A 20,861-nucleotide genomic window follows, 5' to 3' on the forward strand; every position below is an offset into this window, starting at 1 on the left:
TCGCTGGATGTCGGAGGCCCCGCATAGACTAGATCAGTCATGCCTGATTCACGACTGGAAGGTGAGCTGCCCGGTGGGGGAGTCGTCGCCTTCGCCACTGACCTCCCGATAGCAGCACACGCTGACGAGATTGCCGACCTCATCAAACACCACCAGGTCGTGGTGGTGGCAGGCGAAACCGGGTCGGGAAAGACGACCCAGCTACCCAAGATTTGCCTAGCCCTGGGGCGTCGTCAGATTGCCCATACCCAGCCCCGACGGATCGCCGCGCGTAGCGTCGCAGAACGAGTTGCCGAGGAGATGGGGGTAGAGCTAGGGGAACAGGTTGGCTATCAGGTGCGCTTTACTCGGCGCGCTACCTCCAACACTGCACTGACCGTCATGACCGACGGCGTACTCCTGGCTGAAATCTCCCATGATCGCGACTTACGCGCCCATGACACCATCATCATTGACGAGGCCCATGAGCGCAGTCTCAATATCGACTTCCTGCTGGGTTATCTGAAGCAGTTGCTGCCACGACGCCCCGATCTCAAAGTGATCATCACCTCGGCCACTATCGACACCGCCAGGTTCTCCGCCCACTTCGACGACGCGCCAGTTATCGAGGTTTCAGGGCGCACGTACCCGGTCGAGGTGCGCTATCGCTCGCTGGACCCTTCTGAGCAGATCCACCCCGATGACGAAGATGACATCGACGACGAGGACGAGCTTCCCCACCATCCAACCCCCACTTCGATAAGCCCGAATGGCGAGGCCCTCGACCAAACCACCGGTATCTGCCGGGCGGTTCAGGAACTTTGCCGCGAGGGGAGCGGTGACATTCTCGTATTCCTAGCCGGTGAGCAGGAGATCCGTGAGACCGAGGAGGCCCTGGCAGACCTCAATCTGTCCAACACCGAAGTCTTGCCGCTCTTCGCGCGCCTGTCAGCCGCCGACCAGCATCGGGTTTTCACCCCGCATACCGGACGGCGGATCGTGCTGGCCACAAACGTCGCCGAGACTTCCCTGACCGTGCCTGGAATCCGCTACGTCATCGATCCGGGAACTGCCCGTATCTCGCGGTATTCGGTGCGCACCAAGGTTCAGCGCCTGCCTATCGAGACGATCTCCCAGGCCAGCGCTAACCAGCGGGCCGGGCGATGTGGTCGCGTGGCACCGGGCATCTGCATCCGGCTGTACTCCCAGGCCAGTTTCGAAGCTCGTCCTGAATTCACCGAGCCGGAGATCTTACGCACCAATTTGGCCGCAGTCATTCTCCAGATGGCTCAGGCCAAGCTCGGTGCCATTACTAACTTCCCCTTCATCGAGGCTCCGGACCGCTCCCGGATCAATGACGGAATCCGGCTCCTCGACGAGCTAGGAGCTCTCAAACCGGGATACCGTGACGCTCCGCGCCTGACAAAAATCGGTCATCAGCTGGCCCGGGTGCCATTGGACCCACGGCTGGGGCGCATGCTCCTTGAGGGAGCGAAGCAAGGCAGCTTGGCCGAGGTCCTCGTCATTGTCGCGGCGCTATCGATACGCGACGTCCGGGAGCGTCCTGAAGACAAGCGCGAGGAGGCCGATGCGTTTCATCGCCGCTTTGCCACCGAGGCCAACCTGCTGCAGACCCTTCAAACTGCTGATAACACTGATAACAATCGGGTGGGGGACTGGTCTCAGGTCCGCCAACAGCATGCCCGCCAGGAAACCGTTAACACTGCTAAGCCGGCAATCCCGGTACGCCACACCCCGCATACCAATTCTCTTCGGGCAAAGGCCTCCCCACGTCCTCAGGCGAGCGGTGCTGACGAGGGTGGTGACATCATGGCTATTCATCGCCTATGGCGTTACTTGCATCACCAGCGTCGTCAAATGGGGACTTCAGCCTTTCGCCGGATGTGCCGGAGCGAGTACATCAACTATTTGCGGGTGCGTGAATGGGACGACCTGCACAGCCAACTCCGTCAGATCGCCAAGGAACTGCACTTGGAGGTCAATCGCACGCCTGCCCCGACCGACCGGGTTCTCGTCGCCCTACTGTCGGGACTGCTGTCTCATATTGGGCTGATCCAGGTACGGGAATCGTCCAAACGACGCGGCCAGCGTCCCGGGCCTCAGGAATACCTCGGTGCTCGCGGCATGAAGTTCGCCATTAACCCTGGGTCGTTGCTGGCACGCAAGTCGCCCGAACTCGTCGTGGCTGTTGAGTTGGTGGAGACCTCTCGGTTGTGGGCCAGGACAGTCGCAGCCGTCCAGCCCGAGTGGGTGGAGGAGGCTGCGGGTTCTCTCATCAAGCGTTCCTGGGCGGCTCCGCATTGGGCAGCTTCAACAGCATCAGTGGTCGCTACTGAGCGTGGCACTCTGTTTGGGGTGCCGTTATGGGCTGATCGTCGTATCACCTATGGCCGCATCGATCCGGTGGTGTCCCGACAGATTTTTATCCGCTCGGCCCTGGTAGAGCGGGACTGGCGATCCGATCATGGATTCCTCAAGCACAACGATCGGGTCCGCGACGAGGCAGCTGATCTCGAGCAGCGCAGTCGTCAGCGCGGTCTGGTGGCCGACGACGACGCCATCTTCGGTTTTTACGACCGTCGAATCCCTGACGGGATCGTCTCTGGCTCCCACTTCGACGCTTGGTGGCGTCGGGTGCAGAACCGTCACCAGCTTGACCTGTCGATTGACGACCTCGTCGACCCCGACTCCGTGGATGCCCATGCCTTCCCCGACCACTGGAAGATCGGAAACCTCGAATTGCCAGTGCGCTACGTCTTTGAGCCGGGATCCGGGCATGACGGCGTCACCGTTACTATCCCGCTGGCACTGCTCAACCAAGTGCCTACTGCACCGTTTAGCTGGCAGGTACCAGGTCTGCGTACCGAGTTGGCGACGGAACTCATTCGAGCCCTTCCGAAGAGCATTCGCACCCAACTGGTTCCTGCCCCCGACCGTGCCCGAGCGGCGCTGACCTGGCTGGAAGACCACGACGCTGACCGCCAGGCCCCTTTCACCGATGAACTTGGACGAGCACTGAGAGCTCTCACCGGCATCATCGTCAACCCTGATGACTGGAATATTGCTGCCATTCCGGCCCATTTGCGCGTTGGTTTCGACATCGTTGATGCGGAGGGAAGACCCACTGGTAAGAATTCTAGAAAGAATGGCAAGAACAAGCCCAAGGGATCCCATTCCACGCCCATAGCTCGTTCTGAGGATCTCGAGGCTCTACAGACAGATCTGGCTCCCAAGGTCTCCCAATCGTTGACTAAAGCCGCGGGCCGACCCCAGATTCACGGCGCGAAAGAGTGGACCTTCGATCCGATTCCGGAACGGGTTGATCTGTCGCGCAGGGGCGCTGACGCCGTCGGCTATCCATGTCTGGTCGATGAGGGAGATTCTGTTGGCACTACCGTCCTCGACACTCCTCGTGCCCAGCGCATCAGCCATGCTTCCGGCGTCGTGAGGATGCTCGTCCTCAACCTTCCTGATCCGACGAAGTGGGTCATTACGCATCTGGACAACGCCACCAAGCTGGCCTTGGCAACCTCTCCGTACCCTAGTGTCCCAGCTCTACTGGCCGATGCCCGTCACAAGGCGGTCGCCTCGGTGGCTCATCAGAAGGCGGGTGACCTGTCAGGAATTCGCAACAAGAAGGCCTTTGACGACCTTTCCCTGGCCGTTCGCCAGGATCAAGCCGATCAGATGGCTCGAGTGGTGCGTACTGCTGGCAGAATCCTCAGTCATCTTGTCGAGGCTCGCCAGGCTTTGACAACCGTCTCGGATCCGACGATCCGTGCTGACATCGTCACTCAGATTGATGATCTCATCTTCGAGAATTTTATTTCGGCCACCCCGGATCCTTGGTATGACGACATGCCGCGCTGGATTCAGGGAGTGAGTGTGCGTATTGACTCCCTGATGACTAATCCCTCGCGCGATCCCCGCCACATGGCCCAGCTTGAGCCTCTCCTGGCCGACTATGACGCTCTATGCGAGGAACAACCGGCTGGCAAACTACCTGCCGAGGTTGAGGAGATTGGGTTCATGCTGGAGGAGTTGCGGATTCAGTATTTCGCTCAGAAACTCGGTACCCGCGTCAGCGTGTCGCCCAAGCGGATCCGTACGGCGATAGCCAAGCTGTCTTGACGTCGTGGACTGGTTGTGAGCATGAGGTCCGAGCTATGCGCGGTTTACAGATCGCAATTCGTCCTGACGCCCGCCCTCCTCATTCTGCTAGGCGTGGATCGAGTTCATCAACTGCATTGTCGCTAGTCGGGTACGCCGCCATCGTGAGATCTGCGATGATACCTTGCCTGATCTGGCACAGTGGATAGGTGCCTTCGACTACTGCTGAACTGCTTGACCTGCTCGATCTTGAAGACCTCGATCTCGACCTATTTCGAGGCCGACAACCACACACAACGTGGCAGCGGACCTTCGGAGGTCAAGTACTGGCCCAGGCCCTGGTTGCTGGTGCTCGTACTGTTCCTGAACGGACCGCCCACTCCATGCATGCACTGTTCCTGCACGCTGGCCGTACCGATCTGCCGATGATCTTTGATGTTGAGCGAATTCGTGACGGTCGGACCTTCAGCACTCGCCGCGTCAACGCTCGCCAGCACGGTCGGACGATCTTCACCGCGGAACTGTCTTTCAAGAACCGCGAGGACGGTCCGGAGCACTCCGACCCGATGCCGGACTATCTTCCGGACCCGGATCATTGTCCGACCCTAGCCCAGGCTCTTGAGCAGATGTTCGGGCGACCCATGCCTACCGTTAAGGAGTGGGATGCGCTCGACGTGCGGTTGGCCAGTGACGGTTCGCAGTTCGTCGACCCCAACCACGTCACTCACCTGAGCCTATGGGTACGTACCACCGCGGGCCTTCCTGATGACCGCGTTGTGCAGCGCGCGATCCTCGCTTACGTTTCTGATATCAGTCTCATGGCCGGCGCCGTCATGCCTCACTTGGGATCGGTGCCACCGGGTATGGTCGTCAACCCGGCCTCGCTGGATCACGCCATGTGGTTCCACCGGACTGCTGAAGCTGACCGCTGGATGCTCTACGACCAGGTGTCTCCGAGCGCGTCAGGTCTGCTTGGTTTCTCCATGGGGCGACTGATGCAGGATGGCAAACTCATCGCGTCCTGCTGCCAAGAGGGGGTCATGAGACTGGTAGACGCAAGCGATCTCGACGCCGCAGTGACGTTTCCGCTTGGCCCGCAGTGAGTGATGTCTTCGGAACGCGACGATGGCCCCGGGTAGATCCGGAGCCATCGTGTGCATCAGGCCGCCATTGTGGCGAGGTTGCGCTGCCGCATGCTGGCCAGGGCTGCACGTTCGATCTGGCGCACGCGTTCGGCGGTGATTCCCCACACCTTGCCGATGTCGGCGAGCTTGGCCTGGCGTCCATCGACGAGCCCGTAGCGGCGACGCACCACGTCGGCGGAACGTTCGTCGAGATCGTCGAGGAGCCCTTCAAGTCGGCCACGATCCTCGGCGTCGAGCACAATGTCGTCAGGGCCGGGAGATGTTTCGCGGGCGATGAGATCGCCCAGGCTAGTGTCGCCGTCGTCCTCAACTGGGGCGTCGAGAGAGACGTGGTCACGTCCAAAGCGGATAAGCTCGATGACACGTTCTTCGGTGATCTCCAACTCGTCGGCGATCTCGGAGGTCTCGGGTTCGCGGCCCAGCTGACGCTCGAGGTTGCGCCGGGCAGCCGAGACCTGATTCACCTGCTCGGCGACATGCACCGGGAGGCGGACGATACGACCCTGCTGCGCGATTCCCCGGCTAATGGCCTGACGGACCCACCAGGTGGCGTAGGTCGAGAACTTGAATCCCTTGGCGTAGTCAAACTTCTCGACGGCGCGGATGAGGCCGGTATTTCCCTCTTGCACGAGGTCAAGTAGCGGCATCTGGGAACGGCCATATTTGCGAGCCACCGACACGACCAGCCGCAGGTTAGCGCGCACGAAGTGGGCCATGGCCTCGTCTCCGTCGGCTGCGATTTGGTGTAGTTCCTCAGTGGTGGCATCCGATGTGGTTTCCGCCTGACCCTCGAGAATGGCGCGTGCAAACACACCCGCTTCGATCCGGCGGGCCAACGCAACCTCCTGTGCGGCATTGAGCAGGGGCGTGCGGGCGATCCCGTCTAGGTAGAGGCCGACCGCGTCCTTTCCATCAATGCCATCGGTGGTACGAACCCGGGACTTGGTGTCCATGTGCTTCGCCTTTCTCCGTCGGACTGGTTGTCATCTATATCAACGTCACTTGGGGGCCAATGTCATCCCCGAGTGGTCGATGAGTGTCTGCGGTCGTGGGCGATATCAGAGGATCAGACTGTGGTCGTACCTGGCTGCCCGACGCGACCGTCCCGTGGCAGGAGCGGGAATTGGGGAGGGCCAGTTTGTGTTAGGACTCGGATGGTGCAACAATAATTGCAGGGTCTTGACGTCTCCCGGGCGTCGTGTGCCCTTGAGTCCCATGGGTGGTGATTCGTCGACCCTTCCGGGCTCATTTTGAGGGGACAGCACTGAAGGACTGGTCAGTCCTTGGAGAGGATACCCGTGTCGACCACCACGTCCAGCACTGCAAACACCGCTGCAGACGAGGAGGCGAAGATAGCCACCGCGAGGAAGAACACACGTTCTACCTCTGCCAAGTCCGGTACGACCGGTCAGGCCAAGAAGACCACCGCGAAGAAGGCCGCCACGAAGACGGGCCAGTCGACGGCAAAGTCATCGACTCAAAAAACCGCTGGCGAGGCTAAATCTTCTGCAGCCAAAGCCACAACGAAGTCCGCTGGCGCTAAGGCGGCTGCCAAGTCCGCCAAGGCAGCGGTGGGTAAGACGACGGGATCTTCGGGTACGAAGACTGCCGGAACTAAGTCGTCCGGCGGCGCCAAAAAGTCGACGGCTAAGAAGCGGACTACTAAGGCGAAGAAGGAAACGACTATCGCTGAAGCGGCGTCCGGTGAGGTCGATTTGACGATGCAGCGCGACGGCGACGACGTTGTGCTGACTATCGGCGGCAAGAAGCGCTCCCTCGATGACGTTGACGAGCGTGACTACGACCCGGCCGAGGCTGCTAAGGACGAACAGCAGATAAACAAGGAGACCGAGGCGTTCTCCCTGTCTGATAACGACGATGCTGACGAGCCTGAGCAAACCGTCATGGTCGCCGGCGCTACCGCCGACCCCGTTAAGGATTACCTCAAGCAGATCGGCAAAGTGGCCTTGCTGAATGCCGTTGAGGAGGTCGACCTCGCCAAGCGCATCGAGGCAGGCCTATTCGCCGGTGAGCAGCTGGCTGACCCGGACACCAAGATCCGTGAGAAAGACCGCGAAGACTACGAGTGGATCGCTGAGGATGGCAAGGCGGCGAAAAACCATCTGTTGGAGGCCAACCTTCGGTTGGTCGTCTCCTTAGCCAAGCGTTACACCGGCCGCGGCATGCTCTTTCTTGACCTCATCCAGGAGGGCAACCTCGGCCTCATTCGTGCCGTCGAGAAATTCGATTACACCAAGGGCTACAAGTTCTCCACGTACGCGACCTGGTGGATCAAGCAGGCCATTACCCGTGCCATGGCCGACCAGGCCCGCACCATTCGTATCCCCGTGCACATGGTTGAGGTCATCAACAAGCTGGCCCGTGTACAGCGTCAGATGCTTCAGGATCTGGGACGCGAACCCACCCCCGAGGAGCTGGCCAGCGAACTCGACATGACCGCAGAGAAGGTCATTGAGGTTCAGAAATACGGTCGCGAGCCGATCTCGCTGCACACTCCGCTGGGCGAGGACGGCGACTCTGAGTTCGGTGACCTTATTGAGGACTCCGAGGCCATCGTGCCAGCCGACGCCGTCAACTTCACCCTGTTGCAGGAGCAGTTGCATGATGTCCTCGACACCTTGTCCGAGCGAGAGGCTGGTGTGGTGTCGATGCGATTCGGCTTGACTGATGGACAGCCCAAGACTCTGGATGAGATCGGCAAGGTCTACGGTGTGACTCGGGAGCGCATCCGCCAGATCGAGTCCAAGACGATGTCGAAGTTGCGTCACCCGAGCCGCTCCCAGGTACTGCGCGATTACCTCGACTGAGGCGACGAACACGAACGAGGGGTGCCCACCGGGGTGCCCACCGGGGTGCCCTTCGTTCGTGCTCAGCCGATCATCCCGACGACGTCGCCGGTCAACGTCATCGAGGAAGTGGCGAACCATGACCTCATCCCATCCCAGTGGTCACGAAGGAAGCGTTGCCCAAGGCTAGTGACGGCCTGGGCCCCAATGAGTTGCGTGCCTGGGGGATGATCCAGGCGGGGTGTGCCTGGGTTGTCAGGGTTCGGTAGTAATTCCCGCTTCAGACTGAATCGAAGCAAACCTGTTACGGACCGCTGACCGGTAGGATCAGGTCATGGATACGCCAATCGTCGACACGTCGTCAACACCGACGCACGATCCGGCCACCGCTCCCGGTCGTTTCGTCGTCAGAGATGCCCACCACGAAGACCTGCCTGAGGCTGCGGCCGTTCAGGCAGTGTGCTTTCGAGAGATCGGTCAGGGGGTGATTCCCAACGACATCCTTACCGAGGTCACTGGCCCCGGTATCGTCCACACCACTATTGAGCAGTGGAACCGCTTTATGGACGATGGCGCGATCTTCAAGATTCTTATCGATCGCCTCGATATGAAGACCGTTGGGGTCGCCATGGCCCGGGTTTCCACAAGTCCTGATGCTCCCACGCCATGGGAGATCGCGACCCTCCATGTGCTGCCAGAGGCGCGCAGCTGCGGAGCGTCAGACGACCTCCTTGATGCTTGTATCGGGCACCAGCCAGCCTATGTGTGGGTTTTTGCCGATAACGCTCGCGCTATTTCGTTCTACCAACGCCACGGGTTTCGCGTCGACGCCACCGACGGCGCCGTTGACGATTCCCTCGGCGGGGTGAAGCTGCAGCGGCTGATTCGCGAGGATGCGATCAAGTCGCAGTGATCGTGGATGATGTATCCCCACTAGCTCTCCGGGGCGCTAGTACCGGGGCTGGGCCAGCTTGCGCTCGTTCTTAAACGCGGGACGAGAGCTTGGTGGTGTCATCTTGGATATGCAGCGCGACCTGCTTGAGCTTGTCCTCGTGGGCCCGGGCATGGTGCGCGCAGAAGAGGAGCTCGCCACCATTGCGCAGCGTGATGCGCACGTAGGCCTGTGCGCCGCAACGATCACAACGGTCTGCAGTGGTGAGGGTTTGGTGTTCGATCATCGTGGTGCTCATGACAACCTCCTCCATCTGAATCATCGGGTCACCGTACTAGATAACCTACGTCATCGTCGGAATGTTCCCACGTGTATCGAACCACGGACGGCTGGGGCGAACACGGCTGGGACTCCTTGTCGTGGGCTGACGATAGGCTATCGCCGTGGCCATGGACAACATCTCGACATCAGCCGGTAGTTCGGAAACGCCGAGTGGTAAAGGCGGTACCGTGCGCACGGCGTCGACTAGCCGGGAGTACGGTGCCAAGAATCTGTTGGTGCTGGAGGGGCTCGAGGCAGTACGTAAACGTCCTGCCATGTATATCGGCTCAACGGATACCCGCGGACTCATGCACTGTCTATGGGAGATCTTCGACAATGGAGTTGATGAGGCGCTCGCTGGGTATGGACGCCGTATCACCGTCACCTTGGAGAAGGCTGGGTCGATCCTCGTTACCGACGAGGGCCGTGGTATTCCCGTTGACGTCGAGCCGCGCACCGGGCTCAGCGGCGTCGAGGTGGTTTACACCAAGCTGCACGCGGGCGGAAAATTCGGTGGTGGGGCGTATAACGTCTCAGGGGGACTGCATGGCGTCGGCGCTTCAGTCGTCAACGCCGTCTCAGCGCGCCTGGATGTGGAGGTGGATCGCAAGTCCACGGTGTGGGGGATGAGCTTTCGCCGTGGCGTTCCTGGGGTCTTTGATGGGCAGGGCCCCGATGCGCCCTTCACTCCTGAGTCAGGGGTGCGCAAAGTAGGCAAGGCTAAGCGTGGTGTTACTGGTACTCGGGTTCGGTACTGGCCTGACCGTCAGATCTTCCTTCCTGATGCCAAGCTGTCGTGGTCCAAGCTTGCCGACCGCGCTCGGCAGACGGCCTTCCTCGTCCCAGGCCTGGAGATCGTCATTACTGACGAGAGGGGTATCCAGACTGATCCTGACAGTGGTGATGTGCTGGAGACGGTCTCAGAAACGATGCGCTTTGACGGCGGTATATCTGAGTTTGCTGAGTATCTCGCCACTGATCAACCTGTCAACGATGTCATGAGACTGCAGGGGAGGGCTTCCTTCACCGAGACCGTCCCCATGCTTGACGAGAACGGTGGTATGACGCCTACCGATGTCGACCGGGACCTCGGGGTCGATATCGCTCTGCGCTGGGGAACAAGCTATGACACTACGGTACGTTCCTTCGTGAACATCATAGCTACCCCCAAAGGCGGCACCCACGTGCAGGGGTTCGAGCAGGGCCTGTTGCGGGCCTTCAATGCCGGTCTGGAGGGAACACGCATCCTCAAGTCCTCCGAGGAGATTGTCAAGGACGACATTCTGGAGGGGCTGACGGCCGTGGTGACGGTGAGCCTGGCAGAGCCCCAGTTTGAGGGTCAGACCAAGGAGGTATTGGGCACCCCGCCGGTTAGACGCCTCGTGGCTCGCGTTGTTGAGGAGCAGATGACTGCCTTCCTCACCTCAGCCAAGGCTGCTGACAAACCAGTAGCACGCGCTCTTATGGAGAAGGTCGTTAATGCCTCGCGGACCCGTGTGGCTGCCCGGGCACACAAGGAAAACCAGCGTCGTAAGAACGCGCTGGAATCTTCTCATCTGCCGCCCAAGCTCAAGGATTGCCGATCTTCCGATCCGGACGTCACCGAGTTGTTCATTGTCGAGGGTGATTCCGCACTTGGAACGGCCAACGTGGCTCGTAACTCCGAACACCAGGCTTTGCTTCCGGTTCGCGGCAAGATTCTTAACGTGCAGAAGGCTGATCTCGGTGCCATGCTTAAGAACGTCGAGTGCGCCTCGATCATCCAGGTCGTTGGTGCTGGATCGGGAAAGACCTTCGATCTTGACCAGGCCCGTTACGGCAAGGTTATCTTCATGGCCGACGCTGACTCGGATGGTGCCCATATTCGCTGCCTGTTGGCCACCCTTTTCTTCCGCTATATGCGTCCGATGGTGGAGGCTGGCCGGGTGTTCTCGGCGGTCCCGCCATTGCACCGATTCGAACTCATCAACCCCAAACGGGGAATGGACAAGTACCTGTACACCTACACCGATGCTGAATACCAGCGCACTGCTGCCCAACTGACGAAGAAAGGGGTGCGGTTCAAAGAGCCACAGCGGTACAAGGGCCTCGGTGAGATGGATGCCTCCCAGCTCAAGGAGACAACGATGGACCCGCGCCATCGCACTTTGCGTCGCATCACCGTCGACGATGCTGCGGAGGCCGAAGGCACTTTTGAGATCCTCATGGGCAATCAGGTCGCACCGCGTAAGCAGTTCATCGTCGAGGGGGCTTACCGTCTCGACGCCGAACAGATCGACGCCTAAGAGGACTGCGCGTTGTACGGCCACCGCCTGTAGCCTCGCGCAGACGCGAGGTCTAGCAATGTGTGAGGTGCATGTCCCCTCACTGGCTGTCTAGGTGCTGGCCCTGGGACGACAGGCTCGTCATATGCACAGTCGTTCTCGCTAAGAGGTGTGTATGGGAAGTTACAGTAGGCCGTATCGTTGACACGATGCATTCCACTAGGGTTCTCCTTGAAGCGCCATGGCACGGATGTCATGGCCTGGAGTGGATAGATACAGAACAGGTGGAGGACATGGTGGGTCGAGTACGGCAAGCCAGTGGCGGGCGCAACGGCACGTGCCACGTTGACGGGGGATCCTCGGCGAGGAGGCCGCAGCGATGATCTGGTTCCACCTGGCCGTGGCCGTCATTTTCATCATCATTGGCTCGCGCCTTGGTGGGATCGGCGTCGGACTCGCGGGAGCGGCGGGGTGTATTGTCCTCGCGACCACTGGTCTGCACACGAAGATGGCTGAGGATATTCCCTGGACGGTCATCGGCATCATCATGACCGTTATCTGTGCCATCGCTGCCCTTCAGCTCGCGGGTGGGATGGACTATCTCGTGCATCTGACCGAGGTTATGCTGCGCAAGCATCCCAACCAGATCAACTACCTCGCGCCACTAGCGACCTTCCTGCTTTCCCTGCTGTGTGGTACCGGGCATACTGCTTATTCAGTGCTGCCTGTCATCGTGGAGGTGGCTAAGGAGCATAAGATCCGGCCGTCGAGACCGCTTTCCATCGCCGTTGTGGCATCCCAGGTTGCGGTTGCGTCCTCACCGATCTCGGCGGCGACCTTGGCCTTGGTTGGAGTTCTAGGGCCGTTGGGAGTGGGCTACCTTGAGATCCTCGCGGTGACGATCCCTACCACCTTCATCGGGTGTGCCGTCGGCGCGGTCGTGGCATCGCATCAGGGTAAGGATCTCGTCGATGATCCGGTTTATCAGGAACGTGAGGCTAAAGGGTTGGTGAGCCACAACGCTGCTGTGGCCGACACCGGTTGGAGGCCGAAACGAACCGCTATCCCCAGCCTCGTCGCCTTCCTCGTTGCGCTGGTAGTAGTGGTTGGTTACGCCACCGTCTCATCGAAGGAGGTCGGCGTGCTCGCCAAGCCGCCTATGACGTCCTCGGCGGCGATCATGCTCATCATGTTGACGACGGCGATGATTATTTGCATGGTGTCACGTGAGGATGTCAAGCAGCTCACTACCCAGGCGACATTTCGAGCGGGAATGTCTGCAGCGATCTGCATTCTGGGACTGGCATGGCTGGGCAATATGTTCGTCAATAACTACATGGACGTCCTTACCCACGCTGGAGCCTCGATCCTGCATTCGGCCCCGTGGTTCCTTTCAGTGATCCTGTATTTGGCTGCGCCGCTGATGTTCTCCCACGCCGCGACGACTGTCGCCTTCATGCCGGTGGTGGCCAAAATCGGCCTATCTCCGACGGTGATGCTGGCTTGCTACCCGGCCGTGGCCAACTATTACCTGCTGCCGAACTATCCCACAACGGTTGCAGCTATGGAGATGGACGACACCGGATCGACGCGAGTCGGACGCATCGTCTTCAACCACCCGTTCGTCCTTCCCGGGACCGTTTCGATTGCGGTAACGATCCTGCTGGGAGCTTTCTGGGCGCCCATTATGTTGGGCTGAGGCCAGAGGAGGCGCGATCGCGTGTTCGGCAGGCACCGGTAGACTCAATGGCCATGAGCCACACCGATGTGCCGGCCGATCAACGCAAACGCGTCTTCGCCTGGGCCATGTGGGATCCGGGCACCCAGCCCTTCGCCTCGGTCATTACCACTTTTGTTTTTGCCGTCTACCTTGTTGGTGACGCCTTCGGGTCTAAGGACCGTACCGTCACCGCGCTGTCATGGACCATGAGTTTGGCGGGCCTGGCCATTGCCTTGCTGGCGCCTGTCGTGGGGCAGCGGGCAGGACGGCAAGGACGGCAGGTGACGGCCCTGAAATGGCTCACCTGGATCCTTGCAGTGATGTCGGGACTGCTGTTTTTCGTCAAGCCTCATCCGTCCTATCTCGTGGTCGGATTGGTGCTGATGGGCATCGGGACGGTCATTTCGGATGTCGGCAGTTCCCTATACAACGGCATGCTTGATGACGTTGCAGAGCCTGGCAAAGTTGGTCGGATTTCCGGCCTCGGGTGGGGCATGGGTTATCTGGGTGGGATTATTGCGTTACTCGTCATCTACGTCGCCTGGATCAAACCAAAAGTGGGTTGGCTTGGAGTAACAAGTCACGAAGGCATGAACATCCGCGTGGCCATGCTGTTTTGCGCGCTGTGGATCCTGGTGCTGACCCTGCCCACCTTTCTTCTCCTGCACGATAACCGGCAGCCGGTCAAACCGTCTGGACCCCGGCTGCATGGCGTGCGGGCCCTCGGCCATGCCTACGCCGAGTTGTGGCGCAGTGTGGTGAGGATATGGCACGTCAGCCGTAACACGATCATTTTCCTGATCGCTTCTGCCTTGTTCCGTGATGGGCTCAACGGTGTTTTCCAGTTCGGTGGACCACTCGCTCGTCAAACGTTCGGATTTAGTGCGTCAGACGTACTCATCTTTGGCATTGTGGCCAATCTTGTCGCCGGCATATCCACAATCTTGTTGGGACGCCTGGACGACCGCATCGGCCCGAAACGACTCATCACCATTTCGCTGACCGTGTTGTCAGCGTGCGGTATAGGCGTATTCATCGGCCACACAGGTTCTGCCATGGTGTTCTGGGTGCTCGGCCTCATCATGTGTGGTTTCGTCGGACCAGCTCAGTCCGCATCGCGAAGCCTCCTCACCCAGATTTGCCCGCCCGGATACCAGGGAGAGGTTTTCGGTCTTTACGCGACCACCGGTAAAGCCGTCTCGTTTCTGGCACCGGCACTATTTGGCCTCTTCGTCACGGCGGACCATGCCATCACTGGCGGTGACAATAACCAGTACTGGGGAATCGTGGGCATAGTTCTCGTACTATTAGTGGGGCTGGCGGCCATGATTCCGGTCAGCACTGCCGAGGTCCACGACGAGACGTACGCGGAGTGATCCTTAGCAGATTCAACTGGCGCGTCCCTAGACCACTCCTCAGACCTCGGCCGCCACGAGCGGATCCATAGGCGATTCCGATCCTCAGCGCCGTTCATCGTCGGTTAGCTGAACAGGTCGGGTTGGGTGCCAGTCTGCTCCCCGTCATTCGATAACGGATCATCGGAATCCGACACCGACCCATCGGATGCCCAATCATCCTTGCCGGAGCTATGACGACGACTCCCCACGGCCAGGATAGGCTGACGTCCCTGATCACCGGAGCCGTCTCGACGCATATTGGGTGCCGGCAGTTCGATAGGGACCCCGGATGCGGCACAGGCTACGGCCGGATCGGGGCCTATCCAGGCGAGTACTAGGGCGGTCTCTGCCCTGAGGAAGCGCTGGCACCTCATTCCACCGGTGGCCCTGCCCTTGGACGGGTACTGGTCGAAGGGAGTTAGTTTGATTGAGCCGGGTTCTTTACCTGCGGCACTGGGAGAGGATGCGGCTACTGTCACCACTGAGGATCCGTGGCTGGGGGCAGCGCCAAAGAAAATCACTGGATCCTTGGCCTTGATACCTGCTACACCGCCGCCCAAACGTCCCTGCGGGCGCACTGTGGATGCTGGGAAATGGAGTAAGGCAGCGCCTTGGGTCACGAAACACAACTCGAGGTCTTCGTCGCCCATTTCAACGGCACCGACGACCTCGTCACCGTCCTTGAGACTGATAACCTCCCAAGAGTCCTTGCTGAGGAGTTCCGGGTTGACCCGCTTGACGATGCCGTTTCGGGTGCCAAGAGCCAAGGAGGGGCCTTTGGCCGACAGGCTCGTCACGGCCAGAGCTCGTTCGCCTTTCTCTAAGCCGACGAGGTCGGCCAGCGGGGTGCCACCGGCCACCGATGGCGCAGTCGCGGTCATCGGCAAATTTGCGAGTTCGACGGCATGGGAACGCACTAGGCGACCGGCACTAGTAATAATGCCGAAATCACCGCGTGCAGTAGTGCGGGCGCTGGAGATAATGACATCGTGGCTGGCCCTGTCCCCGTCGGTGGGAAGAACGTCGTCGGTATCGATGCGGGCTAATAAGCCAGTCGCCGACAGTAGCACCCAGCATGGGTCATCAGGCACTTCTAGGGGGACTGACGCTGCCGCGACCGATGGCGACGCGCCCAGCAGCACAGTGCGACGTGGGGTGCCGTATTTGGACGACACCTCGGCTAACTCCCCGGACACCACGCGACGCAACTCAGACTCGTCATTGACGATGAGCGTTAGTCCTTCGATGCGTTCGCGCAGTTCATCGCGTTCGGACTCCAACTCAATGGTGGAGAACTTGGTCAGACGGCGCAGCTGCATGTCCAGGATGTAGTTGGCCTGCACCTCGTCGAGGTTGAAGGCTTCCATGAGTCGTGTGCGGGCGGTCGCAGCGTCCTCGGAAGAGCGGATGATGGCGATGACGTCGTCAATGTCGACGATGGCCAATAACAGGCCTTCGACCAGGTGCAGCCGGTCCTTGGCCTTGTTGAGCTGGAAGTTTGTGCGTCGCAGGGTGACGTCGAGACGGTGATCTAAGTAGACCTGCAGCATCTCTAGCAGGCCTAACGTACGGGGCTGGCCTTCCACGAGGCTCACCGCGTTGATGGCGAAGGAGTCCTCTAGCTTGGTGAGCTTGTACAAGCGCTCCAACAGCGCCTCCGGGTTGAAGCCGTTCTTGACCTCAATGACCAGATGGGTGCCGTTGGCCAGATCAGTGAGGTCCTTGACGTCAGCGATGCCAGTGATCTTTTTGGACTGCACCAAGGTTTTGATCTGGTCGATGATGCGTTCTGGTCCGACCATGTAGGGCAGCTCGGTGACGACGATGCCGCGGCGTCGCGGGGAAACTTTCTCGATGCGGGCGGTGGCGCGGATCTTGAAGGAGCCGCGGCCGGTGCGATAAGCATCGGCGATGCCGTCAAGGCCGATGATTCGTCCCCCGGTCGGTAAATCCGGTCCCGGCACGAACCTCATGATCTCGTCAAGGTCGGCGTCCGGATGATCGAGCATATGACGTAAAGCCGCCACAACTTCGACGAGGTTGTGCGGTGGGATGTTGGTGGCCATTCCCACCGCGATGCCCGAAGCCCCGTTGACGAGCAGGTTCGGGAAGGCCGCCGGCAGCACCGATGGCTCGAACTCCTTGCCGTCATAGTTAGGCTCGAAGTCGACCGTGTCCTCGTCAAGCCCGTTGATCATGGCAACAGCTGGCGGAGCCATCCGACACTCGGTGTAGCGCATGGCAGCGGCGCCGGCGTCAAGGGATCCGAAGTTACCATGACCGTCGATGAGGGGCAGTCTCATCGCCCATGGCTGAGCGGTGCGTACCAGAGCGTCGTAAATGGCGGCGTCACCGTGTGGGTGCAACTGGCCCATGACCTGCCCGACGACTCGCGCTGACTTTACATGGGGACGATCCGGGCGCACCCCCATGTCACCCATGGTGTAAAGGATGCGACGCTGGACGGGTTTGAGGCCGTCACGGGCGTCAGGCAGGGCGCGAGAATAGATAACGGAGTATGCGTACTCCAGGAAGCTGTTCTCCATCTCGCGGGAGACGTCGACGTCGATAATGTTCTCGGTGAAGTCCTCGTCCACCGTCTTTTTAGCCATCGTTACCTCCCAAGCAGCACGCGCTAACGACCTATTTTGGTCGATCGGCGCGAAATCTGCATGTCAGGGCTTGGATGGGTCCTCGGGGTTGAGCACTTTGGCGAGGAGAGGGGCGAGCTGATCACCGTCGGGAGCATGCACGAGGGGCGCAGATTCGGGGGCCCACTGCACTCGATGACGGTCCTCCAGCACAGTCGTCGTGCCATGGGCAAGCACTTGCTGAGTCGTCGAGAGCTCACGAATGGCGATGGCTCGGGTATGGCCCGGCTGAAGCTCGTCAAACTCGGAGTAGATCCGGATGTCGTGCTGCCCGTCATCACCGACGAGGACCCATTCGATGTCAGGGAAGTCCCGAGCTAGCTCGCGCAGAGCAGTGCGTTTGTGGTCCACCCCAGAACGGAACCAGCCGGTGTTCGTCGGGCCCCAGTCCGTCAGCAACAGGGGCCCTTGCGGATATCCGTGGCGAGCAAGGAACCTCACCAAGAATGGGTAGGTATTCCACGCGCCAGTGGACACATAGACCACCGGGGCATCAGGATGACGTTTCAAGAGCTTCTGGTACATCCGTGCCATGCCGGGAATAGATTTGCGGGCCTGCTCGGTGAGCACGAAGGAGTTCCAAGCCGCGATGAGTGACCGGGGCAGAGAAGTCGAGATGACGGTATCGTCAATGTCAGAGATGATGCCGAACCGAGTGTTCTGGGACACCACGAGGACCTTTGCTGTAGTGGTGTCACCACTGGTTGACAAGGTGACTTCATGCCAGCCTGGTTGCAAGCCGTGATTTTTGACGCGCACATCGACGTATCCGGCGCGGTCTGCTCGCACCGTGATCTTTTCGCCGTTGACGTCGACGACAACCTCTGTGCCCGGGGCTGGTAGCCCGAGGAAGTTGCGCCAACCGCGCTGGGACAGCAACTCAATGGACAACAGATTTCGTCGAGTTAGCGGAGACCGGTCTGGCTGACGCTCCTGCTCCGGCTTCCGCCCGGGCGGACTGGTCAGAACGACTCGTCCGAGGACACGCACATGGGTAGCCGATCCATAACTGCGATAACCGATGACGCACGGTACCCAGCCCCGTCTGCGCAGTGTCGTGTTGAGGCGCCTATGGACGGCATCCTCGACTCGGGCTCCGATGAACGGCCGGTTCGACATATCTTGGAGATTACTGGATCACGCTTCATCGTGGGACGATGGGCCGGTGAATCAGTCTGTCGATCAAGCCCGAGCCCCCCTGCCGGCTGCCTTAGCCGCCGAGATCCAGTCCTGCGGATTCTTCCCTGAGCTGGTCATCGATGTCGCTGAGACCTCCTTGGCGGGGGAGGAAGTTTTCGATCATCTGCTGCATCTAGAGGCGACCTTCGACAACGATGAGGTTCATCGCCATCTCACCCTGATCCTGCGCACTGCTACCCGTATGCTGATCGGCCACACGGATGAGCGCGCAGAAGGAGGCCAGTTGCAGGCTGTCACCTCGAGCGAGTCCATTCCGCTATCTCAAGTGAGTTCGGTGGTGCTGACTCGGGTCGTGCAGCATCCTGACCGATTCGGTACAGATCCTTCGTCGAGCACGGTTGAAGTCTGGCTCCAGATGACGTGGGGGGCTGTTTCGCGACTTGAACTCGAACCGGCCAGGTGCGGGGACCGCATGTGCACCGCAGACCATGGTTATACCGGTACCCTCAGCGGAGACGACATCGTCATCAGGATGAGCCCGGCTGCCGACGGCACCGATCAAGTTGAGCGCCTCATGGCATTCGCGACGCGGATGCAGGCCGTCACTGGGGCAACCCGATGAGTTCTTTGCTTGTTGCCGATCTCATGCTCCCCGGCCCCGAGACCCTTTCTGATCTGGTGGCAGCGATGGGTACGGCGTTGACGGGTAGAGGGCCGGCCGGTCTAGGGTTGCCTGACGCGAGGCGGTACGTGGTCCTGCTGGTTGATGGGATGGGCCAAGAGAACCTCGATCAGTCTCGCCATCTCGCCCCAACCCTGTCGCAGATGGAGAACTGCCACGACTTGACCTGTCAGGTTCCCTCCACGACGGCCACGTCGTTGAGCTGTCTCGGCACCGGCACCGCTCCCGGGCGCCACGGCGTCGCTGGTTACACTTTCCGCGCACCCTCGGGCCGCGCCATGAACGCCTTGAGTTGGGCCAATGGTGATGATCCCGAGGTCATCCAGCCTCATCCCACGGCGTTTGAATCACTGGTTGCTGCTGGGGTGACGGTGAGCAGTGTCGGGCCAGCACGCTTCCAGCGGTCAGGGTTGACGCGCGCGGCCTTGCGTGGGCCGCGATTCATTCCCATTTGCGACGAAGACGATGTCGATGAGCGTGTTTGCAAGACGCTAAGTGCCTCACGCTCGGGTGACGCCTCGCTGACGTACGTGTACGAGCGTTCACTTGACCACGTCGGGCATGGCGAGGGATGGCAATCGGGAGCATGGAGGTCGCGCCTCATGTGGGTTGACGGGCTCGTTGGTGCTCTTCTCGACGAGCTCGATCCTGGAACCGCCTTGGTCGTCACTGCTGACCACGGCATGATCGACGTTCCCGGCGGCCACCGCGTCATGGTGGAAGACGAGGGCGGACTGCTCGCTGAGGTCGACCTGCTGGCGGGTGAGCCTCGCTTCCGCCACATCTATACCCGTCGTCCCGACGAGGTTGCACAGCGATGGCGACGGGTGCTCGGGGACCGAGCTCAGGTTGTGATCGGCGACGATGCTGTTGCGGCTGGCCTGTTCGGACCAGTTGACACCTCCACCCGCTCCCGTTTCGGTGACGTATTGGCGATCACTCGTGGCGATTGGGCCATCATGAGTCGCGCTTCCCTCAAGGAACTCACCCTCGTGGGGATGCATGGATCGCTCACACCGTGCGAAATGCGGATCCCGTTGCTGGCCCAGATTTGTGAAGGATGAGGATGGCTGAGCTCGTTTTCCACACCGGCCCGATGGACTCTGGTAAATCCACCCTCGCATTGCAGATGGATCATGCGCAATCCGCTCACGACCGTCAAGGGGTGCGATACGCGATGCACGACCGCTCTGGTGGAGCTCGGATCACCTCGCGGATTGGTCTGAGCGTCGAAGCTGTCGAGGTCGCTGACGCCCTAGACCTCTACCAGGACGTCGTCTCACGACTTAGTCGCGGAGGACGAATAGATTACCTCATCTGCGATGAGGCCCAGTTCTACCGAAGTGAGCAAATTGACCAGCTGGCTCGGGTCGTCGATGACCTTGACATCGACGTCTACTGCTTCGGGATCCTGGCCGATTTTCGGACGGAGCTTTTTCCCGGATCGAAGCGCCTCGTTGAGTTGGCCGACCGGGTCGTTGAACCTCCGGTTGCGCCGTTGTGCTGGTGCGGCCGTCCTGCCACCCATAACGCCCGCATCGTGGATGGACAAATGGTGCGTGAAGGTGACCAGGTCGGCGTCGGAGACGTCGGTGGCGGAACAGAGATCCATTACGAGGTGCTATGTCGCCGCCACCACCGTCAAGGGATCACTGGGGAGACCTCCAGAGCGACCTTGTCGGAGCAGACCCTACCTTTTGATGGCAGCGAGTCCTGACGGGTGACCCAGCTC

Annotated in this window: 14 protein-coding genes; 10 read left to right on the forward strand and 4 right to left on the reverse strand. The window is 60.3% G+C overall.

The window, feature by feature from the left end:
• Window positions 1-39: 39 nt before the first annotated feature.
• Both hrpA and A5483_RS05045 read left to right on the forward strand, forming a co-directional pair.
• Window positions 40-4,131 (forward strand): ATP-dependent RNA helicase HrpA, encoded by a 4,092-nt coding sequence (gene hrpA, locus A5483_RS05040; protein WP_063811162.1) that lies wholly within the window; start codon window positions 40-42, stop codon window positions 4,129-4,131.
• 188 nt (window positions 4,132-4,319) lie between these two features.
• Window positions 4,320-5,213 (forward strand): acyl-CoA thioesterase, encoded by an 894-nt coding sequence (locus A5483_RS05045; protein ID WP_002548956.1) that lies wholly within the window; start codon window positions 4,320-4,322, stop codon window positions 5,211-5,213.
• A 56-nt stretch (window positions 5,214-5,269) separates the two neighbouring features.
• On the opposite strand, the gene A5483_RS05050 is transcribed toward A5483_RS05045, so the two are convergent.
• Window positions 5,270-6,208, reverse strand: coding sequence for a sigma-70 family RNA polymerase sigma factor (locus A5483_RS05050; RefSeq protein WP_002548717.1), 939 nt, complete (start codon window positions 6,206-6,208; stop codon window positions 5,270-5,272).
• A gap of 330 nt (window positions 6,209-6,538) precedes the next feature.
• Between A5483_RS05050 and A5483_RS05055 the strand changes: the two genes are divergently transcribed.
• Together A5483_RS05055 and A5483_RS05060 are read left to right on the forward strand one after the other, a co-directional pair.
• Entirely contained in the window at window positions 6,539-8,083 is a 1,545-nt protein-coding gene (locus A5483_RS05055; protein WP_063811163.1) for an RNA polymerase sigma factor, read from the forward strand.
• 313 nt (window positions 8,084-8,396) lie between these two features.
• Window positions 8,397-8,975: a GNAT family N-acetyltransferase gene (locus A5483_RS05060; protein WP_002548939.1), complete on the forward strand. Its 579-nt coding sequence runs from the start codon at window positions 8,397-8,399 to the stop codon at window positions 8,973-8,975.
• A gap of 70 nt (window positions 8,976-9,045) precedes the next feature.
• Here A5483_RS05060 and A5483_RS05065 read toward each other — a convergent pair whose 3' ends face one another.
• A complete protein-coding gene (locus A5483_RS05065; RefSeq protein WP_002548683.1) occupies window positions 9,046-9,276 on the reverse strand; it encodes a DUF7455 domain-containing protein in 231 nt (76 codons plus the stop codon).
• 127 nt (window positions 9,277-9,403) lie between these two features.
• Here A5483_RS05065 and A5483_RS05070 point away from each other — a divergent pair, with 127 nt between their 5' ends.
• The 3 genes from A5483_RS05070 (at window position 9,404) to A5483_RS05080 (ending at window position 14,635) form a co-directional block, all read left to right on the forward strand.
• Entirely contained in the window at window positions 9,404-11,560 is a 2,157-nt protein-coding gene (locus A5483_RS05070; protein WP_042842717.1) for a DNA gyrase/topoisomerase IV subunit B, read from the forward strand.
• 358 nt (window positions 11,561-11,918) lie between these two features.
• On the forward strand, window positions 11,919-13,238 hold the full coding sequence (locus A5483_RS05075; RefSeq protein ID WP_063811164.1) for an anaerobic C4-dicarboxylate transporter family protein: 1,320 nt from the start codon (window positions 11,919-11,921) through the stop codon (window positions 13,236-13,238).
• A gap of 53 nt (window positions 13,239-13,291) precedes the next feature.
• Window positions 13,292-14,635, forward strand: coding sequence for an MFS transporter (locus A5483_RS05080; RefSeq protein WP_063811320.1), 1,344 nt, complete (start codon window positions 13,292-13,294; stop codon window positions 14,633-14,635).
• A 104-nt stretch (window positions 14,636-14,739) separates the two neighbouring features.
• On the opposite strand, the gene A5483_RS05085 is transcribed toward A5483_RS05080, so the two are convergent.
• Both A5483_RS05085 and A5483_RS05090 read right to left on the reverse strand, forming a co-directional pair.
• On the reverse strand, window positions 14,740-17,268 hold the full coding sequence (locus tag A5483_RS05085) for a DNA gyrase/topoisomerase IV subunit A (RefSeq protein WP_063811165.1): 2,529 nt from the start codon (window positions 17,266-17,268) through the stop codon (window positions 14,740-14,742).
• 63 nt (window positions 17,269-17,331) lie between these two features.
• Window positions 17,332-18,426 carry an App1 family protein gene (locus A5483_RS05090; protein ID WP_002548389.1) on the reverse strand — a complete coding sequence of 365 codons (1,095 nt, stop codon included), beginning with the start codon at window positions 18,424-18,426 and terminating at the stop codon, window positions 17,332-17,334.
• Between A5483_RS05090 and A5483_RS05095 the strand changes: the two genes are divergently transcribed.
• From A5483_RS05095 to A5483_RS05105, 3 genes are read left to right on the forward strand one after another with little or no spacing between them, the layout of a single operon-like run.
• Window positions 18,407-19,069 (forward strand): DUF5998 family protein, encoded by a 663-nt coding sequence (locus tag A5483_RS05095; RefSeq protein WP_063811166.1) that lies wholly within the window; start codon window positions 18,407-18,409, stop codon window positions 19,067-19,069. The genes A5483_RS05090 and A5483_RS05095 overlap by 20 nt on opposite strands.
• A complete protein-coding gene (locus tag A5483_RS05100) occupies window positions 19,066-20,193 on the forward strand; it encodes an alkaline phosphatase family protein (RefSeq protein WP_002548699.1) in 1,128 nt (375 codons plus the stop codon). The genes A5483_RS05095 and A5483_RS05100 overlap by 4 nt, the downstream gene beginning before the upstream one ends.
• Entirely contained in the window at window positions 20,190-20,846 is a 657-nt protein-coding gene (locus tag A5483_RS05105; RefSeq protein WP_042842604.1) for a thymidine kinase, read from the forward strand. The genes A5483_RS05100 and A5483_RS05105 overlap by 4 nt, the downstream gene beginning before the upstream one ends.
• Window positions 20,847-20,861 lie beyond the last annotated feature (15 nt).

The organism is Cutibacterium namnetense, assembly GCF_001642025.1.
Taxonomy (GTDB): Bacteria; Actinomycetota; Actinomycetes; order Propionibacteriales; family Propionibacteriaceae; genus Cutibacterium; species Cutibacterium namnetense.